The sequence below is a fragment of the Bacillus sp. V26 genome (assembly GCF_034296245.1).
Classification (GTDB): domain Bacteria; phylum Bacillota; class Bacilli; order Bacillales; family Bacillaceae; genus Bacillus; species Bacillus halotolerans.
Window position 1 is genome coordinate 124,305 of sequence record NZ_JAXKQF010000005.1, and the last position, 20,008, is coordinate 144,312.

General features: G+C 45.6%; 17 protein-coding genes and 2 pseudogenes. 16 read left to right on the top strand and 3 right to left on the bottom strand.

All coding sequences use genetic code 11. From position 1 onward, the window contains the following. The first annotated feature begins 17 nt into the window (after positions 1–17). The 4 genes and pseudogenes from UJ203_RS15525 to znuB all read left to right on the top strand — a co-directional run bounded on the left by UJ203_RS15525 (position 18) and on the right by znuB (position 4,419). A pseudogene (locus UJ203_RS15525) lies at positions 18–1,705 on the top strand (glycoside hydrolase family 13 protein). A 192-nt stretch (positions 1,706–1,897) separates the two neighbouring features. Continuing rightward, complete coding sequence (locus tag UJ203_RS15530) at positions 1,898–2,866, top strand: metal ABC transporter substrate-binding protein (RefSeq protein ID WP_024120121.1); 969 nt, start codon at positions 1,898–1,900, stop codon at positions 2,864–2,866. Positions 2,867–2,923: 57 nt separating this feature from the next. After that, on the top strand, positions 2,924–3,619 hold the full coding sequence (znuC, locus tag UJ203_RS15535; RefSeq protein ID WP_024120122.1) for a zinc ABC transporter ATP-binding protein ZnuC: 696 nt from the start codon (positions 2,924–2,926) through the stop codon (positions 3,617–3,619). Further along, positions 3,577–4,419: a zinc ABC transporter permease ZnuB gene (znuB, locus tag UJ203_RS15540; protein WP_044162037.1), complete on the top strand. Its 843-nt coding sequence runs from the start codon at positions 3,577–3,579 to the stop codon at positions 4,417–4,419. Before znuC ends, znuB begins: the two co-directional genes overlap by 43 nt. A 40-nt stretch (positions 4,420–4,459) precedes the next feature. Here the strand turns inward: znuB and UJ203_RS15545 are convergent, their stop codons facing one another. Further along, positions 4,460–5,455 carry an LLM class flavin-dependent oxidoreductase gene (locus tag UJ203_RS15545; protein WP_322012130.1) on the bottom strand — a complete coding sequence of 332 codons (996 nt, stop codon included), beginning with the start codon at positions 5,453–5,455 and terminating at the stop codon, positions 4,460–4,462. A gap of 287 nt (positions 5,456–5,742) precedes the next feature. Here UJ203_RS15545 and UJ203_RS15550 point away from each other — a divergent pair, with 287 nt between their 5' ends. The 11 genes from UJ203_RS15550 to niaP all read left to right on the top strand — a co-directional run bounded on the left by UJ203_RS15550 (position 5,743) and on the right by niaP (position 16,897). Beyond that, positions 5,743–6,342 carry a TerD family protein gene (locus UJ203_RS15550; protein ID WP_010332925.1) on the top strand — a complete coding sequence of 200 codons (600 nt, stop codon included), beginning with the start codon at positions 5,743–5,745 and terminating at the stop codon, positions 6,340–6,342. Positions 6,343–6,364: 22 nt separating this feature from the next. Next, positions 6,365–6,946, top strand: a complete 582-nt coding sequence (locus tag UJ203_RS15555) for a TerD family protein (protein WP_010332926.1) — start codon at positions 6,365–6,367, stop codon at positions 6,944–6,946. Positions 6,947–6,981: 35 nt separating this feature from the next. Then, positions 6,982–7,560: a TerD family protein gene (locus tag UJ203_RS15560; protein WP_010332927.1), complete on the top strand. Its 579-nt coding sequence runs from the start codon at positions 6,982–6,984 to the stop codon at positions 7,558–7,560. Between the two features lie 51 nt (positions 7,561–7,611). Continuing rightward, entirely contained in the window at positions 7,612–8,385 is a 774-nt protein-coding gene (locus tag UJ203_RS15565; RefSeq protein ID WP_024120125.1) for a TerC family protein, read from the top strand. A 62-nt stretch (positions 8,386–8,447) separates the two neighbouring features. Further along, positions 8,448–9,608: an HpcH/HpaI aldolase/citrate lyase family protein gene (locus UJ203_RS15570; RefSeq protein WP_322012422.1), complete on the top strand. Its 1,161-nt coding sequence runs from the start codon at positions 8,448–8,450 to the stop codon at positions 9,606–9,608. Further along, on the top strand, positions 9,598–10,908 hold the full coding sequence (locus UJ203_RS15575; RefSeq protein WP_322012424.1) for a phosphoribosyltransferase family protein: 1,311 nt from the start codon (positions 9,598–9,600) through the stop codon (positions 10,906–10,908). The genes UJ203_RS15570 and UJ203_RS15575 overlap by 11 nt, the downstream gene beginning before the upstream one ends. A 6-nt stretch (positions 10,909–10,914) precedes the next feature. Further along, positions 10,915–12,024 (top strand): cysteine protease StiP family protein, encoded by a 1,110-nt coding sequence (locus UJ203_RS15580; RefSeq protein ID WP_322012145.1) that lies wholly within the window; start codon positions 10,915–10,917, stop codon positions 12,022–12,024. Further along, entirely contained in the window at positions 12,021–12,821 is an 801-nt protein-coding gene (locus tag UJ203_RS15585) for an HAD family hydrolase (RefSeq protein ID WP_216394828.1), read from the top strand. The genes UJ203_RS15580 and UJ203_RS15585 overlap by 4 nt, the downstream gene beginning before the upstream one ends. A 31-nt stretch (positions 12,822–12,852) precedes the next feature. Further along, positions 12,853–14,466, top strand: coding sequence for a YceG family protein (locus UJ203_RS15590; protein ID WP_322012151.1), 1,614 nt, complete (start codon positions 12,853–12,855; stop codon positions 14,464–14,466). A gap of 15 nt (positions 14,467–14,481) precedes the next feature. Beyond that, the gene (locus UJ203_RS15595; protein WP_010332934.1) at positions 14,482–15,573 is read left to right on the top strand and encodes a toxic anion resistance protein; all 1,092 of its coding nucleotides are present in this window, start codon (positions 14,482–14,484) and stop codon (positions 15,571–15,573) included. 121 nt (positions 15,574–15,694) lie between these two features. Next, a complete protein-coding gene (gene niaP / locus UJ203_RS15600) occupies positions 15,695–16,897 on the top strand; it encodes a niacin permease NiaP (RefSeq protein WP_322012156.1) in 1,203 nt (400 codons plus the stop codon). A 27-nt stretch (positions 16,898–16,924) separates the two neighbouring features. Here the strand turns inward: niaP and UJ203_RS15605 are convergent. Further along, positions 16,925–18,090 (bottom strand): annotated as a pseudogene (locus UJ203_RS15605) (MFS transporter). Positions 18,091–18,157: 67 nt separating this feature from the next. Further along, entirely contained in the window at positions 18,158–18,460 is a 303-nt protein-coding gene (locus UJ203_RS15610) for an ArsR/SmtB family transcription factor (protein ID WP_081638228.1), read from the bottom strand. Positions 18,461–18,750: 290 nt separating this feature from the next. On the opposite strand from UJ203_RS15610, the gene opuAA reads away from it, so the two are divergent. Continuing rightward, a complete protein-coding gene (gene opuAA / locus UJ203_RS15615; protein ID WP_105991780.1) occupies positions 18,751–20,007 on the top strand; it encodes a glycine/proline betaine ABC transporter ATP-binding protein OpuAA in 1,257 nt (418 codons plus the stop codon). Position 20,008: the final 1 nt, after the last annotated feature.

A 20,008-nucleotide genomic window follows, 5' to 3' on the forward strand; every position in this document is an offset into this window, starting at 1 on the left:
AACAGGGGGAGTGCGGGATGAAAAAAGACTGGTGGAAGGATGCAGTCGTCTATCAAATATATCCAAGAAGTTTTCAGGACAGTAATGGAGATGGGATCGGGGATTTGCGGGGAATGATTTCCCGGCTGGACTACATAAAGGAGCTTGGGGCAGATGTGATTTGGATATGTCCCATCTACCCTTCTCCAAATGTTGATTACGGTTATGATGTGACTGACCATAAGACGATTATGGAGTCTTACGGCACGATGGAGGATTTTCATGATCTGCTTGACGAGGTGCACCAGCGCGGCTTAAAGCTTGTCATGGATTTGTCCTAAATCACACCTCAGTCGAGCATCCGTGGTTTAAAGAAGCGGAGCTGGATAAAAACAGCAAGTACCGCAGTTATTACTTTTGGCGCCCCGGAACCGAAGATGGCCCGCCGACAGACTGGGTGTCAGACTACGGACGTCCGGTTTGGCAATATGAGGAGCACACTGGCGAATATTATCTGCACATGAATGCCGTCAAACAAGCTGATTTAAACTGGGAAAACCCTGACGTTCGCCAAGCGGTATATGACATGATGAAGTTTTGGCTCGATAAAGGGGTCGACGGCTTGCGTATAGACCAGCTTCATCTGATCTCAAAGAAAGAGTTCCTTCCTTCATATGGGGACTACGTCAATCAGTGTGCAGAACCGAAACCCTTCCAGCCGAACGGCGAACGCATCCATGACTATTTAAAAGAGATGACAAACGAAGTATTTTCACAATACGATGTCATGTCGGTCGGCGAGGTTGGCTCTGTCACACCGGAGGAAGGCTTGACATATACGGGAACTGATAAGCATGAACTGAATATGATTTTTCACTTTCAGCATATGGAGCTTGACCAGCAGCCGGGAAAAGAACATTGGGATCTGAAGCCCTTGGAGCTTTCTGATTTAAAATCTGTATTAACAAAGTGGCAGAAGACGCTTGAACATAAAGGCTGGAATACTCTGTTTTGGTGCAACCACGACCAGCCGCGGATCGTTTCCCGTTTCGGAGATGAAGGGAGATATCACAAAGAATCTGCGAAAATGCTTGCCACTGTCCTTTATTTTATGAAAGGCACGCCGTATATTTATCAAGGAGAAGAAATCGGCATGACAAACGCGCCGTTTACGAGAATTGAGGACTACAAAGATATCCAAACGATTAATATGTATCATAAACGGGTGTTTGAGAACGGCTATGATCCTGAAGAAGTGATGACTTCTATCTTGGCCAAAAGCCGGGATCACGCCCGGACGACGATGCAATGGAGCAGCGGAAAGAATGCCGGATTCACGGACGGAACGCCATGGCTGAAGGTCAATCCGAACTATACATCCATCAATGCCGAGGAAGCGGAGGCAGACCCCGATTCCATTTTAGCCTATTACAAAAAGGTGATCAGCCTGAGAAAGCAGTATGCAGATCTCATAAAAGGAAGCTACGATCTCTTGCTCCCTGATGATCCGCAGCTGTTTGTATACGTCAGAGAGAACGGCCGGCAGAAGCTTTTGGCGGTGAATAATTTTTCAAAAGACCAGGCTGTATTCCAATGGCCGGAGTGCTGCAGCAAGGATCAGGCGTCCCTTTTACTCAGCAATTATAAAAACAACGGTGATACTGCTGATGAAATGGTGTTTCAGCCTTACGAGAGCAGAGTATATTTTTTGAACGCAAGAGAATAAGAAGTCAGCCCGGCGCAGTTTGCCGGGTTTTTCAGTACATATATCCGCGCTGCACGCGGGAAGAATAAAAACATAGCGTCAACATAAAATTAATCTTGCAAAACGTAATGACTTCGGTTTATTATTATTAAGGATTACAAAATCGTTATCATTTTGATTTAAAGTCATTGTGAAAAAGAGGGGATATTCGTTATGTTTAAAAAATGGAGCGGTTTGTTTGTGATTGCAGCGTGCTTCTTATTGGTTGCGGCATGCGGCAACTCATCAACAAAAGGGTCAGCGGATTCAAAGAGTGATAAACTGCACATTGTCACGACGTTCTACCCGATGTATGAATTTACGAAACAAATTGTGAAAGATAAGGGCGATGTGGATCTTTTAATTCCGTCTTCTGTCGAACCGCACGACTGGGAGCCGACGCCGAAGGATATTGCAAGCATTCAGGACGCAGATTTGTTCGTTTATAATAGCGAATACATGGAAACTTGGGTTCCTTCAACTGAAAAAAGCATGGGCCAAGACCATGCGGTTTTCGTAAATGCGAGCAAGGGCATTGATTTAATGGAGGGCTCTGAAGAAGAACACGAACATGAACATGAACACGGAGATCACGAAGAGCATGAACACAGCCATGAAATGGACCCTCATGTATGGCTCAGCCCTGTTTTAGCGCAAAAGGAAGTTGAAAATATTACTGCGCAAATCGTGAAGCAAGACCCGGATAACAAAGAATACTATGAGAAAAATAGTAAAGAATATATTGCAAAACTGCAGGATCTTGATAAACTATATCGTACAACCGTAAAAAAAGCGGCGAAGAAAGAATTTATCACACAGCACACAGCTTTTGGCTATTTGGCAAAAGAATACGGCCTGACTCAGGTTCCGATTGCAGGGCTTTCTCCTGAACAAGAGCCGAGTGCAGCTGACTTAGCAAAACTGAAAACGTATGCCAAAGAGCATGACGTGAACATTATATATTTTGAAGAAATTGCATCCTCCAAGGTTGCAGATACACTGGCCAGTGAAATCGGCGCGAAAACAGAAGTGCTGAATACGCTGGAAGGCTTAAGCAAAGAAGAACAGGATAAAGGTATAGGGTACATCGACATCATGAAGCAAAACCTCGATGCCTTGAAAGATTCACTATTGGATAAATAAAAAGATAGTGTGCGCCGGAGGGTGCACACTATTTCTTTGTGAGAAAGGAAGATTGACATGAATCTCGTCTCATTGAAAGATATTGTTTTTGGCTATTCCCACACGCCTGTGTTGGATAAAGTATCTCTTGATATTGAAAGCGGCGAGTTTGTCGGCATCACAGGTCCAAACGGAGCTTCTAAATCAACGCTGATAAAAGTGATGCTCGGCATGCTGAAACCGTGGGAAGGCAAGGTAACAATCAGTAAAAAGAATGCAGAAGGAAAACGTCTGACTATAGGATATGTCCCGCAGCAAATCTCTTCATTTAATGCAGGTTTTCCGAGCACCGTGCTTGAGCTTGTCCAATCCGGCCGGTACACAAAAGGGAAATGGTTTAAACGTTTGAATGAAGAAGATCATATCGAAGTAGAAAAAGCCCTGAAAATGGTGGAAATGTGGGAGCTTCGCCATCGGAAAATCGGGGACTTGTCGGGCGGCCAGAAACAGAAAATCTGTATTGCCAGAATGCTTGCCAGCAACCCCGATCTTTTAATGCTGGACGAACCGACGACAGCGGTTGATTATGACAGCAGAAAAGGGTTTTACGAATTCATGCACCACTTGGTGAAAAATCACAACCGCACAGTTGTGATGGTCACTCATGAACAAAATGAAGTACAGCAATTTTTAGATAAAGTGATTCGATTAGAGAGAGGAGAAAAAGGCGGATGGAAATGTTTGACTTGGAATTCATGCGACGAGCTTTTCTAGCAGGCGGCATGATCGCCATCATGGCTCCGATTTTAGGGGTATATCTTGTGCTTAGAAGGCAGGCCTTAATGGCTGACACACTCTCGCATATTTCACTGTCGGGTGTTGCCATCGGCTTTTTCCTCAGCACCAATATTACCGCGGCGAGCATAGTCGTTGTGACCGTCGGCGCGGTCGGAATTGAATACATGCGGCGGGCATATCGGACATATTCGGAAGTATCCATTGCCATCTTAATGGCGGCGGGTTTGTCCTTCGCGATGTTTTTAATCAGCCTTTCGAAAGGCGCCGCCAATATGAGCATTGATCAGTACTTATTCGGGTCGCTCGTAACGGTTAACCAGCAGCAGGTCTATATTATCGGCATCATTACATTGTTGATCCTGCTCTATTTTATCGTGCTGAAAAGGCCGCTCTACCTGCTGACATTTGATGAAGCAACAGCCAAAACGTCCGGAATCAATACAAACATTCTGTCGATGTCATTCAGCATTGTCACTGGTCTAGCGATCTCAGTTATTATTCCGATTATCGGCGTACTGCTCGTATCGGCACTGCTCGTATTGCCGGCAGCTTTCGCCATTAGAATCGCAAAAGGCTTTAACATGGTATTTATGTCAGCCATACTCATTTCCTTATTCAGTGTATTTATGGGACTGACATCATCTTATCAGCTCGGCACACCGCCAGGTCCTTCCATTACCCTGCTGTTAATTGTTCTGCTCCTGATCGGATTTGCAGTTCAGGGGATATGGACGTTTATCAAAAAAGAAACCCAGCGTAAAAAAGGGCGCAGGTAAAAATAAAAAGCAGTTTTCCCTTTGGGAAAAACTGCTTTTTTTATAGAAATAACCCGGCAAGACGTTCATACGATTCTTTTTTCGCCTCAAAATCAAACACATTGCAAAGAACCATGATTTCATTTGCTTCATAGCGGTCCGCCAGCTCTAGAAGCTGCTGTTTTACAGTGCTTGGAGAACCGATGACCATGCGCTTTCTGTTTTCTCGTATTTGGTTTTTGTCTGATTCAGTATAGTGGTATGCTTTCGCTTCCTCAATGCTTGGCACCCTGCTGTCCAAGCCTTTCCCGACGCGAAGAAGCCACAAATCCTGGCTTAACGCGAGCTCCTCTGCCTCTTCATCTGTTTTTGCGCAAATGACAAAGATCGTAAACAGTGCGGCCGGAGATGTGAAATGGGCTGATGGCTGAAAGTTTTCACGATAGATGCGAAACGCGCTTTCCCCTCGTTCAGGGCTGATAAAATGTCCAAACACATATCCGATTCCCTGAAGGGCCGCACGTCTTGCGCTGTTCTCTCCTAATCCAAGCACCCAAAGCTCCGGTACTGTGTCAATAAGAGGAGCCGCTTTGATCCCGGCATACGGATGCCCGGCGGGAAGCAAATCGGTCAGAAAATAAGAGACATCCTGAAGCTGTCTGTTAAAATCGGTTAAGCTTTTTTTGATGCCGTCGGTTAGTGCGAGCCGGGTTTTCGTCGTTCCGCCCGGCGAACGCCCGAGGCCAAGGTCAATCCGGTTCGGATACAAGGCCTCAAGCTGGCGAAAGGTCTCGGCCACCTTAAACGGGCTGTACTGAGGCAGAAGCACACCGCCAGACCCGACACGAATCTTGTTTGTGTGAGCCGCGATGCGGGCGATCATAATTTCCGGTGCCGTGCTTGCCAGTCCTTTCGTGCTGTGGTGTTCGGCAAACCAATAACGCTTATAGCCCCATTCTTCACTTCGTCCGGCCAGCTCGACCGAATGCTGAAGGGTTGTCACGGAGCTTTCTCCTTTAGAAACAGGTGCCTGATCAAGTATGCTTAAATGAATCAAAAGGCCGCTTCCTTTCCGTTGCTTTTTAGAATGTGATACAAGAATAGGCAAAATGACTCGCTCACGTCAAATGGTTTGTTTAAGATCCGCCATTCATATGATTTGCAAAACATATATCAAATATGGGAGATTTTTTTCGAGGATTTTCGTCAATTATTCTTAACTTTTACGAAACTTTGATATAATAAAAAACGTATATATTAATAATTTACGGCATACTCAAGTTACGTTTGTACGTAAAAATAAATGTGACTATATTCACATTTCGATGATTAGGAGTGAATCGTGTGGCAATTTCTTTAGAAAAAGGTCAGCGAATTGATTTAACAAAAGGAAAAGCGGGTCTGTCAAAATTGATGGTCGGTCTCGGCTGGGACCCGGTTTCATCAGGCGGCGGCTTTTTTGGAAAGCTGCTCGGCGGAGGCGGACCAAATATTGACTGTGACGCATCAGTGCTGATGCTGGAAAACGGCAAATTCACTGATAAGAAAAATGTCATTTATTTTGGAAACCTGAAAAGCCGCTGCGGCAGTGTCAAGCACACAGGTGACAACCTGACAGGCGACGGAGCGGGCGATGATGAGCAGATTTTAATTGATTTGGCGAAAGTGCCTGCCAACATTAATAAGCTTGTATTTGTTGTGAATATTTATGATTGCGTGAGAAGAAAACAGGATTTCGGCATGATTCAAAATGCTTTTATCCGTGTTGTTGATCAATCGAATCATGAAGAAATGCTCAAATACAATTTGAAAGACAATTATGCCGGCAGAACAAGCCTGATTACGGCTGAAATCTACCGCCAGGACGGCGAGTGGAAATTCGCGGCGGTTGGCGAAGGCACAAACGATACGAGATTAGAAGATATTGTCAACCGGTACGTATAAAAGAAAAAGGAGTGGATGAAACATGGCAATTTCATTGGCAAAAGGACAAAAAGTAGATTTAACAAAAACAAATCCGGGTCTTTCAAAGGTTGTTGTCGGTTTAGGCTGGGATACGAATAAGTATGACGGCGGTCATGACTTTGACCTTGACTCAAGTGTATTTCTTTTAGATGCGTCTGGAAAATGCGCAAGTCAAAATGATTTTATTTTCTATAACCAGCTTGAAGGCGGAAACGGTTCAGTTGTTCATTCAGGCGATAACCTGACAGGTCTTGGCGAGGGTGATGACGAGAATGTAAAAGTCAATCTCAGCGCCGTACCTGCGAATATCGACAAAATCTCATTTGTTATCACGATTCACGAAGCGGAAGCGCGCAGCCAAAACTTTGGACAAGTGTCAAACGCGTTTGTACGCATTGTCAATGAAGAAACAAATGAAGAGCTTATTCGTTACGATCTTGCGGAAGATTTCTCTATTGAAACGGCAATTATCGCTGGCGAGCTTTACAGACACAACGGCGAATGGAAATTCTCTGCTATCGGCTCAGGCTACCAAGGCGGTCTTGCCCGCATCGCAACAGACTACGGCTTGCAAGTCGGTTAAGACATATTACGAAGAGCAGAAAGGAGAGAGGCAGTATGGCCATTCAATTAGCAAAAGGACAGCGTGTTGATTTAACGAAAACAAATCCGGGACTCACAAAAGCGGTGATCGGTTTAGGCTGGGATACAAATAAGTACTCAGGCGGACACGATTTTGACCTGGATGCTTCAGCCTTTTTAGTGGATGCGCATGATAACTGTGTGAATGATCTCGATTTCGTCTTCTATAATAACCTTGAGCATCCGAGCGGCGGTGTCATCCATACGGGTGACAACCGCACCGGTGAAGGCGACGGAGATGATGAGCAGATCATCGTTGATTTTTCAAAAATCCCTGCTCACATTGAGAAAATCGGCATCACAGTTACAATTCATGACGCGGAAGCACGCAGCCAAAACTTTGGACAAGTGTCAAACGCGTTTGTACGCGTTGCAGATGAAGAGACTCAAAATGAGCTTCTTCGCTTCGATTTGGGAGAAGATTTCTCCATTGAAACAGCCGTTGTCGTATGTGAGCTGTACAGACACGGAAACGAGTGGAAGTTCAATGCGATCGGCAGCGGTTTTTCCGGCGGCCTTGCTTCATTATGCCGGAACTACGGTTTGCAGGTGTAAGCGAGTGACAAATAAAGCAGTCACCGTTTTCAATTAATAGGAGGAAAAAACTTGGAATTTTTACATCACATCATGTCTACGTATGCTTCATTTTTCGATTGGAAAATGTGGGGGGAAGTTCTGACTGACCCGGTTTCTTGGGGTCTGATCGGTTCCCTTGTTGTACTGGAAGGCCTTTTATCGGCCGATAATGCGTTAGTTCTTGCGGTTATGGTGAAACATCTTCCGGAAAAACAGCGTAAAAAAGCGTTAACGTATGGTTTATTCGGAGCGTACATTTTCCGATTTATATTCATCGGACTCGGTATGCTTCTCATTAAATTCTGGTGGATCAAAGTGCTTGGCGCGCTTTACCTGGCTTGGCTCGTCATTAAGCACTTCTGGATCGGCGAAAAAGAAGAGGAAGCAGACGGTATTAAGAAAAACTCTTGGATGGTCCGTACATTCGGTATCTTCTGGGCAACTGTTATTTCAGTTGAGCTGATGGACCTTGCCTTTTCTGTGGACAGCATTTTGGCCGCGTTTGCGGTGTCTGAAAAAGTATGGGTTCTTTTGATCGGCGGTATGCTGGGTATTTTAATGATGCGTACAGTCGCAAAAGTATTCCTTGTGCTGATCGATAAAATCCCTGAGCTTGAAAACACAGCATTCGTGTTAATCGGAATTATCGCGCTGAAAATGGCAGGGAGCGCTTTCCATTATGAAATGCCGCATTCTGTATTCTTCATTATCATTATCGCTGCGTTTGCGGTAACATTTATCATTCACTATATCAACAAACAAAAGCAGGTGCGCGAACAAACAGCTGCGTCAAAAGAAGAATAAAACAAAACAAGGAGGGAGTTTCATGTCCTTCCTTTTTTGTTACAGAAAAGAGGGTGACTGGTTTGCGGTATTTCCACTATTTATCAGCGCGTCAAGAAGAACATGTATTTTATCAAGTGCCGAAACAGGTCACGAAAGAGGCGCCTAAAAAATGGCTTGAACAAGCGCTGGGAGCCCTATTATATATGCCTGCAACCCGCCACGACATAGCCGCTATGATTACTGAACAAAAGTACGAGGATCTAACGTCCGTTGTTTTCTGCTTAGAGGATGCAATTGGAGATCATGAAGTCGAGCAGGCTGAACATAATCTCAACATTCAGCTTGAGCGCATAGAACAGGCGATTCAGCAAAACAAAATTGAACCGGAAAATCTTCCGCTCATGTTTGTAAGGGTGCGTTCTCCGCAGCAGCTGCAGGAACTGGCGAGCCGCTTGAAGCGCTTTCTTCATTTGTTAACCGGTTTTGTGTTTCCGAAATGTTCAGGAGTGAACGCCCGTGACTATGCAGAAACGCTGGAAAACATCTCTCGCGATATGAGAGCGCCGATTTTTGGAATGCCGATTTTAGAAACGCCCGATTTGCTTTCTAAAGAGACGCGGCCGGAGGCTTTCGGAGAGCTGAGTGCGGTTCTGGATCAATATCAGGACTTGATTTTAAATGTGCGAATCGGTGCGACTGATTTGTGCGGGTTATACGGCATCCGGAGAAAGCCGGGGCAAACCATCTATGATATTCGCCTGATTTCCGATTTTATGGCGGATGTCATCAATTATTTCGGCCGGACGTTTGTCGTTTCTGGACCGGTCTGGGAATATTTCCAGACAGCGCAAAAGCCTCACCTTCTGTCAGCACACCAGCCTTCTGAGCTGAATGAGCATGTCAAAGGTTTGGTGAAGGAAACAGAGCTTGATATCGCTAACGGGATTCACGGAAAAACAGTCATTCACCCGTCTCAGCTTAAAGCGGTAAACAGCCTGTATGTTGTATCAAAGGAAGACTATATGGATGCGTTAAGCATTATTCATCACGGAAATGGTTCAATCGGTGTGATGAAAAGCCATTTTTCCAACAAAATGAATGAGATGAAGCCCCATATGAAATGGGCTGAGAACATCATAATAAAATCAGAAATCTATGGGGTGTATCATGAAAACCGATCTTTCTCCGATTTGCTTAACGAACAGCAAAATACTTCAAATATTGGACAATATGGCGGTTGATCTGTCGGTCACTGACAATCCGCTTTCTATTCCGGAGCAAGTCTTATTTGAAATGGCGGCGCGGGTGAACAAAAAAAGGGGTTTTTTATTTGTCAGCAAAGTGCTGGGAAAGCATATTCCAGTTCATCCGCTGAAGCCGCTTTTGGCGTCAGGGCTGCTTGCTTTGGAGTTCGCTGAACGAAAAACGGGCCGTGAGCTGAAGGAGAAGGCCGACATTCTGAACGGGTTTCTTTCAGGAACGGACAGCGGGCTTCGGGCTGCTTATCGAACATTGCAAAAGCAGCGCATTGCACTAGAGGAGGCGCCGCTTGTGATCGGGTTTGCGGAAACGGCGACAGCCCTTGGACACGCGGTTTATGACTGCATTGAGAATGCGTCGTATGTCCATACAACACGTGAATTGATACGAAACAACGAGCCTTCCATTACCTTTATCGAGGAGCACTCCCATGCGACCGACCAGCTGTGCTATGCGGAACCTCATATGATCAACAACGATTGCCCGGTGATTCTCGTGGATGATGAAATCACGACAGGAAAAACCGCACTGCATATCATTCGGGATATACAATCGAAGTTCCCCCGCAAAGAATACGCTGTTTTGTCTTTATTGGATTGGCGCACTGAAGAGCACAAACAAGCTTATGCTGAAGCGGAACGGGAATTAGGGGTTACCATATCAACAACAGCTTTACTGTCTGGGCGCATTTCCTTTAAGGGAGAGCTTTTGTCAGAGTCCTCCTATGATTACAGACCAAAGCCGCAGGAATCAGCAATACACAGAACAGATATCGACTTGTCCTGCTTCTTTGCATCCTTACCCTATCAGCCGGCCATATTCGCAGACGAGCATTTTTATGTGAAGGAAACAGGGCGGTTTGGCTTAAAGGCGAGTGACAGGCAGGCGGTTCACGAGGCCTGCCGCCTAGCTGCGCAGCATGTGGAACAGTATCGGAAGGGGAGAAGAACGCTTGTGCTTGGAACGGGAGAGCTGATGTACATTCCTATGAAAATCGCAGCGCATCTTCAGGGCTCCATTTCCTATCACTCTACTACCCGCAGCCCGATTCACCCTGTTGTCAAAGCGGGCTATGCTGTGCAAAACGGTTATTCATTTATGAATCCCGAAGATGATGCGGTTCGCCATTTTATCTATAACCTCCCCGCCGGAGCGTATGACGAGGTCTTTTTCTGTCTTGAAAAGACCGTTTCGGATGAGGCGTTACAGCCAATTTTTCATATATTCAAAGAAAAAGAAGTGCCGCATATCCACATTGTAACCTTTTCAGGAAAGGCGTGATCTGAATTGACCGAGATAATTGACCAGATTGGGAGCTATCCGAAGGAGGATGTCACCTTTCTATTAAAAGATTTGTCCGCCGTTTCGATTGAAAAAAGCACGGAAGAACGGGAACGCTCGATCCAAAGCGGCACCCATTACTCAGAGATGCTGCCGATCGAATATAAACCGACAGATGAATATATGAAACTGTTTTATGCCTCGCTTGAAGACAGTAAACAGAAGGTTGCGTCAGCGGCCGGAGCTGTAGCGGAGCAGCTTTTCGCCAAACACGGTGAGCATATGGTTTTGTGCAGTCTGGCAAGGGCGGGCACGCCGATCGGTGTATTGATCAAACGGTACATCAAGATGAAGTATCACGTCTCAGTTCCGCACTACAGCATATCGATTATTCGGGACAGGGGAATTGATGAAAACGCCTTGCAGTATATGCTGAAGCATCATCCAGACGGAAAAATCGCCTTTATCGACGGCTGGACAGGCAAAGGTGCTATTACTAAAGAACTGAATCAATCCATTGAACAGTTTAACCGGCGCTGGAACACGAGACTTTCCTCAGAAATTGCGGTGCTTGCCGATCCGGGTGATTGCGCGGACATCTACGGAACGAAGGAGGATTTTCTGATTCCGAGTGCCTGCTTGAACTCTACGGTCTCGGGTCTTGTCAGCCGCACGGTCTTAAATGAAAAATGGATCGGGCCGGATGATTTTCACGGGGCGAAATATTACCGTGAGCTGAGCGAAGAGGATGTTTCTGTATTCTATATTGAAACGATAGCCGAGCAATTTCCGTCTATTTTTAAAGAAGCAGAACGTCTGGCGATTGACTTGCAGCGCGCACGTATGAAACCGGCTTGGGACGGCTTGGCTTCCATTGAGACGATCCGAAAGCAATTTGGCATCAGCAATACGAACCTGATTAAACCTGGTGTCGGAGAAACGACCCGTGTGCTTCTTCGCAGAGTGCCTTGGAAAATACTGATTCAGCCTGGCGCTGAAGAAACGCTGAAACATATTCTTTTACTGGCAAAGGATCGGGGAGTGCCTGTAGAAGAATACGAGAACATGTCTTACAGCTGCTGCGGGCTGATTCGTCCGGCGGAGAAAAGCCTATGAACGCGTTTGCCAGCGATTTAGACAGAACATTAATTTATTCAAGGCGCATGATCGGCACGCCCGATAAGGAAGCCGGGATTGAGCTGATTGAAACATTAAATGGGCGGGAGCTTTCCTATATTTCCTCAGCCGTAAAAGAGCACTTAAATCAGATTCAGAAGGATCACTATTTTATCCCCGTCACCACGCGTACAAACGAACAGTATAAGAGAATCGTATGTTTCCAGCAGGACATTGTGCCGGAATATGCGGTGACAACAAATGGCGGGTGCATCTTAAAAGACGGCGAGCCTCTGAAAGAGTGGGACGAGCTGATGAAAGAGGAGCTGGCGTCGTGTCTGCCGATCGAGGCCATGCTGAGGGAAATCGCAGGTCTCTCTTTATCAGAGGCGGTAAAAAGAACCCGAATCGCCCATCACTATTTCGTGTATCTCATTTTACATGAGGAAAAAATACCGTATATCGATATATCCGCTGTGAAAGAGTGGGGCGCCGATAAGGGCTGGCAAGTATCTCTGCAGGGGCGGAAGCTTTACTTTATTCCCAATCCGCTTAATAAGTGGAAAGCAGTTGAATACCTGAAATCCAGGCTCTCTCTTGATGAAATCTATACGGCTGGAGACTCGCTGCTTGATCTTGAACTGATCCGGGAAGCCGATTTTGGCATCGCACCCGCGCACGGCGAGGTATTGAGTCACGATCCGGAATTACGCAAAACGATTGCAAGCGGCATGCTGGCGGGTGAAGAAATCACAGCGTCAGTTTTATCGCAAATATCCAAATTAAAACACGTGTAATACACACAAACAAACCAGAAAGGAGGATATGATGAGACAAGAAGAGCTAACAATTCATAAAGCTGTTCCGGCCGATGGTGATTGGAAAAGCATGCTGTTTCAGCCATTGCCGGAGCGGGATCACTATGAGAATGAACAAGGTCTTGCTTTTTCGAGGCTTGCCGGGCAAATACTGGGCACGCCCATTGATGAGACCGACTACTTTAACGAGCTGTATGAACTTTCTGTAAACGATCATATTTATGTCCTGAGCGAAACGCTTGATAAAACAATTGCACCCGAAACCTTTCAGGCGCTTCAGCATATTCATTCCATCAACCAGAAGGAAAAAGGCCTTTCGGTCAGCCGCTTTGTCGCCTTTCTGGACGGGGAACAGCTGATTGCGAAGCATTCCAATCCTTTGCTGCACCGCCATTTAAGAAAAGCACTGATGACGCTTTTACATACCTTTGCCGAAAATCATGAGCAGGGGCTGAATCATCCTGATTTTCGCAGAGTGCTTCTTGATGTTTCAAAGTTTTCCTTGAACCACCTGAATCCTTGGCTGGAAAAAGCCGATATAGAGCGGGAGATGCCGAAGGTGGTCTGGTATGGAGACGCGACGAAAAGCCAGCTGTATTTCTTATATTATTTGATGCTTGTCGGCTGTGATGTTCTATTGTTCCATCCGGCGGGAACCGATCAGCTGACGCTCGTTGACCCTAAGCAGGAGCTAAGCTTCACGGAAAAGCTTCCGGATGTCTCAGACCTTCAGCCATTCCCGAAAGAAAAACCTGACCGTAAATCAACAGTGGCGTATCGATCGACAAAGGAAATTGAACATGTGCTGAATCACGAGGAATCCATGCTGTACAAGCCTTGGCAGTTCAGAGACCACACACCGGTTTCCGTGACGCTGAAAACGACCTATGATGAACTGTTTTTAATTGCGAAAGAACGTGCGTTTATTCGCCCGAATTTCAAAGCCGATAAACATTCGATCGATATTCCGAATGTGTTTGCCAAAATTATGGGTGTGTCGAAGGACAATAAAGAATATTGGAACAGACTTCATACAATGGCGGATTATCCGGAAACGGAAATGGTTCGAAGCTTTCCGTTAACAGAAGAAATCAAATCAAACTATCAATTTCATTACAGCCACGCGCTTGATCATGAAGGAAACATCGATCCGGACAAGCTGATCGCAAGCAATGTGTGGCAGTACAAACAGCTTCCGGCAGGCATTCAGACCGCGATCGCCAAAACGATCTCGAGAATGTGCAGACACCCGCGGCTGAAGGCGTTGCACCAGGAACAGGTCAAGGATGTCCAGATCTACTTGTTTAAACAAACAACAAACCTTCCTGCTAACCTGCTGAAATTGATTCAAATGTTCGACTATGCGCAGACGGTTCCGAAACTGGTGCTGTATCATACGGAAATGAACGGTGAGCTCACACGATCAGACGCCGCAGCCCTGCTGTTTTTGAATGAAATCGGCATTGATATCGTCATTTATAATCCTCCCGGACATCAAGACATTGAGCATTATATTGAAGAGGATCAGTATGATATCCACTGGCTGGACGACATGGTGTTTCAGCAGGACTATAAAGAGCCTTCGCTCGTGAAAAGGCTGTTCAGAACGATTACCCAAAAGTAAGGAGAGAAGAAAAGCATGACAACAGAAAATCAAAATCCGCTTGTTCTCGATAAAAACGAAGAAATTTCTCAGCAAAAGGCAGACGATATCCGCCTGCAGCTCCGCCAGGAACCAGAGGTGCAGCGCCTCGCCCAGCAAATTGACGTGAAAAACCAAATGGAGCTGCTGGAGTATGGAAAGGAGCCGGCTGTTGAAATTTCCAAGTTCTCTGACCGCATCTTGGGAATGATGAAAACAACAAGCGTGACAGACTCAGGCACAATGCTGACTCAGCTTGGAAAAATCATGGACCGCTTTGACAAAAATGATTTTGACGAGCCCAAGGGACTGATGGCCAAAATCTTCAAACGCGGCGGCAGCATGATTGAGAAAATCTTTAAAAAGTACCAGACGCTCGGCGGAGAAATTGAAAAAATCAACGTTGAGATTTCCAAATATAAAGATGAGATGACAAAAACAAACTACACACTCGATGAAATGTATGAAAACAATATCAACTACTACATGGAGCTTGAAAAATACGTTGTTGCCGGTCAAATGAAGCTGGAAGAGATGCAGTCAATCCTTCCTTCATATGAAGAAAAAGCGGCAAGCGGAAACCAGCTTGCGCAAATGCAGCTCGATACGCTGCGCAACGGCATTCAGGCGCTTGAGGAACGCGTGTATGATCTTGATATGGCGCGAATGGTGGCGCTTCAAACCGCACCGCAGATCCGACTGCTCCAGCGCGGTAACGCTAAGCTGATCGGGAAAATTAACTCCGCTTTTATCATCACCATTCCGATTTTCAAAAACGGCATTATTCAGGCCGTTACAGTGAAACGCCAAAAGCTTGTGGCTGACTCTATGAGCGAGCTTGACCGCCGGACAAATGAGATGCTGAAACGCAATGCGGAGAACATCTCGAACCAGAGTGTTGAAATTGCCAGAATGGCCGGCAGACCAAGCATTGATATAGAAACAATTGAATCCTCCTGGAACACAATTGTCAGCGGCATGCAGGAAACAAAACAAATCGAAGAAGAAAACAAACGCCTTCGGGAAGAGGGCGCAAGACGAATTGCCCAGCTGCAGGATAATATTAAAAAAGCAGCATTACAGCAATAAAAAGACCCCCGCTTGTGAATCATAAGCGGGGTTTTTGATTGACATCAATTAGGTAATGACAATGTGTAAAGACAGGTGTAAACTTAAACGGTAATCATTTTGCATATCAGAGGTGTTGGCTATGGGAAAACAACAGCCTATATCCCAGCGTAAGCTGCTGGGTGTCGCCGGTTTAGGGTGGCTGTTTGATGCAATGGATGTCGGAATATTATCGTTTATTATCGCCGCGCTCCACGTGGAGTGGAATCTTTCGCCTGAAGAAATGAAATGGATCGGAAGCGTAAATTCCATCGGCATGGCTGTGGGTGCGTTTTTGTTTGGATTGCTGGCTGATCGAATCGGCCGCAAAAAAGTATTTATCATTACCCTTTTATGCTTTTCAATCGGAAGCGGTATATCAGCTTTCGTCACAAGCTTATCGGCATTTCTTATTCTGCGGTTTGTAATTGGGATGGGACTTGGCGGCGAACTGCCTGTCGCTTCAACGCTTGTTTCGGAAGCGGTTGTGCCTGAAAAACGGGGCCGGGTCATTGTGCTTCTCGAAAGCTTTTGGGCTGTGGGCTGGCTGGCAGCGGCGCTTATTTCTTATTTTGTCATTCCAAGCTTCGGCTGGCAGGCGGCTTTGCTTTTAACCGCACTGTCGGCATTTTATGCGCTGTACTTGCGGACAGGATTGCCTGATTCGCCAAAGTACGAATCGCTTTCTATGAAAAAGAAATCGGTGTGGGAGAACGTGAAAAGCGTTTGGGAGAAACAGTATATACGGCCGACGGTAATGCTGTCGATCGTCTGGTTCTGCGTTGTCTTTTCTTATTATGGGATGTTTTTGTGGCTGCCGAGTGTGATGCTGTTAAAAGGGTTCAGCATGATTCAAAGCTTTGAATATGTTCTGCTGATGACGCTCGCTCAGCTTCCGGGCTATTTTTCGGCTGCGTGGCTGATCGAAAAGGCGGGCCGGAAATGGATACTGGTCATTTATTTGATCGGAACAGCGGGAAGCGCGTATTTCTTCGGAATGGCAGATTCCTTAGGTCTGCTGCTGACGGCTGGAATGCTGTTGTCCTTCTTTAATCTTGGCGCGTGGGGCGTGCTGTATGCCTATACACCGGAGCAATACCCAACATCGATTCGCGCGACAGGTTCAGGAACCACAGCGGCGTTTGGAAGGATCGGCGGCATTTTCGGCCCGCTGCTCGTCGGAACACTCACCGCCCGCCATATTTCGTTTTCAGTGATTTTTTCCATCTTTTGCATTGCCATTTTACTGGCGGTCGCGTGTATTTTGATTATGGGAAAAGAAACGAAACAAACTGAGCTTGAATAACAAAAGCACCTCATCATGAGGTGCTTTTTACATGGAAACCGGCGCTTGCGGTTTGTTTTTTCTGCTTGTTTGGTAAAGGTCCATAGACAGGACAAATAAAATCGCCGTAAATGCCGTGACAGCTCCAAAATGATGCGTGTTTTGATATAAAAGTCCGGCAAGGCATGTGCCGACAGTGGTTCCTGCATACATAGCCGCATTGGAAAGAGATGCAATCGTTCTGCGCGCGTTCGGTGAAATGGATTGGAATATCCCCATCATTAACGGAAAAATGATCCCCGCTATAAAGAAAGTCAGAAAAAAGCTGGTTTCTACAATAAATAAGTTAGGAAAGAAAGGAAGGGAAAAATAGAGCGCGCCCATCAGCAGCATGCCGCTGATTAATGTCTTACACGTGCCGAGCTTTGATGCAACTTTGCTTCCTATAAGGCTTCCAAGCATATTTCCAAGCCCAAATACAAGCATCGCGGCGCCGATTTGGGATACGGTTAGATGATAATCTGCAGAAAGCCAGGTGCCGAGAAAGCTGAACGTGGCGAAATTTCCTGTTTGAAAGAGAAAATAAGCAAGCAGGATCATCGATATTTTTGGCAGTGAAAACAGCTCACGATAAGGGCTGACTACAGATGAACGGTGTGCTGCCGCTTCTGCAGGAAGATATCTGGCATGGCCGCTGCCAAAATGAACAGGAGAACCAGCGAGCCTGCTGACAGAACGAAAAAGGGCGTGTGCCAAGTGAAGGAAGCCAAAAATCCGCCGATCGGAAGCCCGAGCATTTGTGAAGCAGCTAATCCTGCTGTTGCAATCCCCATGCTTTTTAACACTTTTGAGGGAGGGACGATGACAGGGATGGATGCCCAAATTTGAGGCGCCACAAACGCGGCGCTGACACCGGCGGCAAAACGGAATGCACACATGGCGGCAAAGGAGGGAGCGATGCCGCATAAAAACGTGGAAAGGATAAAGCCCGCAAGCCCCGACAGCATCACTGTTTTCCGATTAAAGCGGTCAGAGATCGGACCGGCTGCCAAAGCAAACAGCGCATAACCGAGCGCATAAGCACTGACCATCCAGCCTGACAAATCAGTGGAGACATGGAATTGGTCCTGCAAAAGCGGGAGAAGCGGTGAGAGCAAAAAGGTATCTGTGCCGATGACAAACATTACACTGAAAAAAAGCCAAATAAGTTTCACTTTTAACACTCCTATAGTTTTATAATTATGAAATTATGAAACAGATATGTATATAGAAAACCCTTTTTTAAAGGGTCTCCAGAAAGCCAGGCAGGTATGTTTGAAATGTGTCTTCACGCAGCCTGACATATTTTGTCCGTGAATCTTTTCGCGTTGCAGTCAATCCCGCTTCACGCAGCGTTTTGAAATGATAAGATGCTGTGGTTTTGACAATATTGCATTTTTCACCTACTTCACCGCAGCTGAGTTCTTTTCCGCTGTAATAAAGCGTACGAATAATGGCAAGCCTGGATTCGTCAGACAATGCTTTGAATATGTGAGCTCTGATATGGTCTTCTGATTGTTTCATAGTCATGAAACTATAATACATTACATAGAGATGAAAAAGCAACTTAATTTTCCAGTAAAGGAGCTTGAAGTCATAAGAGGAAGAAGGATTTTCGGTTCAATAAAAGCGTTTTCAACTAAAAAAAGGCTTAAATTTACCCGTAAAATACAATAATAAAGGAGGATTACCGAGTATTTAGAAGCATAAATAAGGTCTTGGGGTCACAAGGATGTTTATCATGAAATGGTACAGAATAAAAGAGAATATGCGGTTTGTGTGTGTTGTTACATAAATGGTACGGTAATAAAGATTGCTTAATATGGAGGGAAAATATGAGTGTAGATGAGAAACCGATTAAGATAAAAGTCGAGAAAGTCTCTAAGATTTTTGGGAAACAAACCAAGAAAGCAGTTCAAATGCTTGCCGACGGAAAAAATAAAAAAGAGATCCTGAAAGCAACCGGATCAACCGTTGGGGTTAACCAAGCAGATTTTGATGTATATGATGGTGAGATATTTGTCATCATGGGTCTATCAGGGAGCGGTAAATCAACTTTAGTACGGCTGTTAAACCGGCTTATTGAACCGACTGCCGGAAAAATTTACATTGATGGTGACATGATAACAAATATGTCTAAAGACCAGCTCCGGGAAGTCCGCCGGAAAAAAATCAGTATGGTCTTCCAAAAGTTCGCTCTGTTCCCGCACAGAACGATTCTTGAAAACACAGAATACGGACTGGAGCTTCAAGGTGTAGACAAACAGGAGCGCCAGCAAAAAGCGCTTGAGTCGCTTAAACTTGTCGGACTTGAAGGATTTGAACACCAATACCCTGATCAGCTTTCGGGCGGAATGCAGCAGCGTGTCGGCCTTGCCCGCGCTTTGACGAATAATCCGGACATCCTTCTGATGGACGAAGCATTCAGTGCGCTTGATCCATTAATCCGTAAAGATATGCAGGATGAGCTTCTGGATCTGCATGATAATGTCGGAAAAACGATTATTTTTATTACGCACGACCTGGACGAAGCGCTTCGCATCGGCGACAGAATCGCGCTGATGAAGGACGGAAATATCGTTCAGATCGGCACGCCGGAAGAAATCCTCATGAATCCGTCCAACGAATATGTTGAGAAATTCGTTGAGGACGTTGATTTGTCTAAAGTATTAACTGCCGGCCACATTATGAAACGCGCTGAAACGGTGCGGATTGATAAAGGGCCTCGCGTTGCGTTAACACTGATGAAAAACCTGGGGATTTCATCTATTTATGCAGTCGATAAACAGAAACAATTGTTAGGTGTCATTTACGCAGCTGATGCGAAAAAAGCAGCCGAGTCTGATTTATCCCTTCAGGATATCTTGAATACGGAATTTACGACTGTACCAGAGAATACGTATCTGACTGAGATTTTTGACGTTGTGTCTGACGCGAATATTCCAATTGCGGTTGTAGATGAAAAGCAAAGAATGAAAGGGATTGTCGTAAGAGGCGCGCTGATTGGTGCACTTGCGGGCAATAACGATTATATCAATGTTGAAGGCACTGATGAGCAAACACAAGATCCTTCTGCACAGGAGGTGAAGTAAA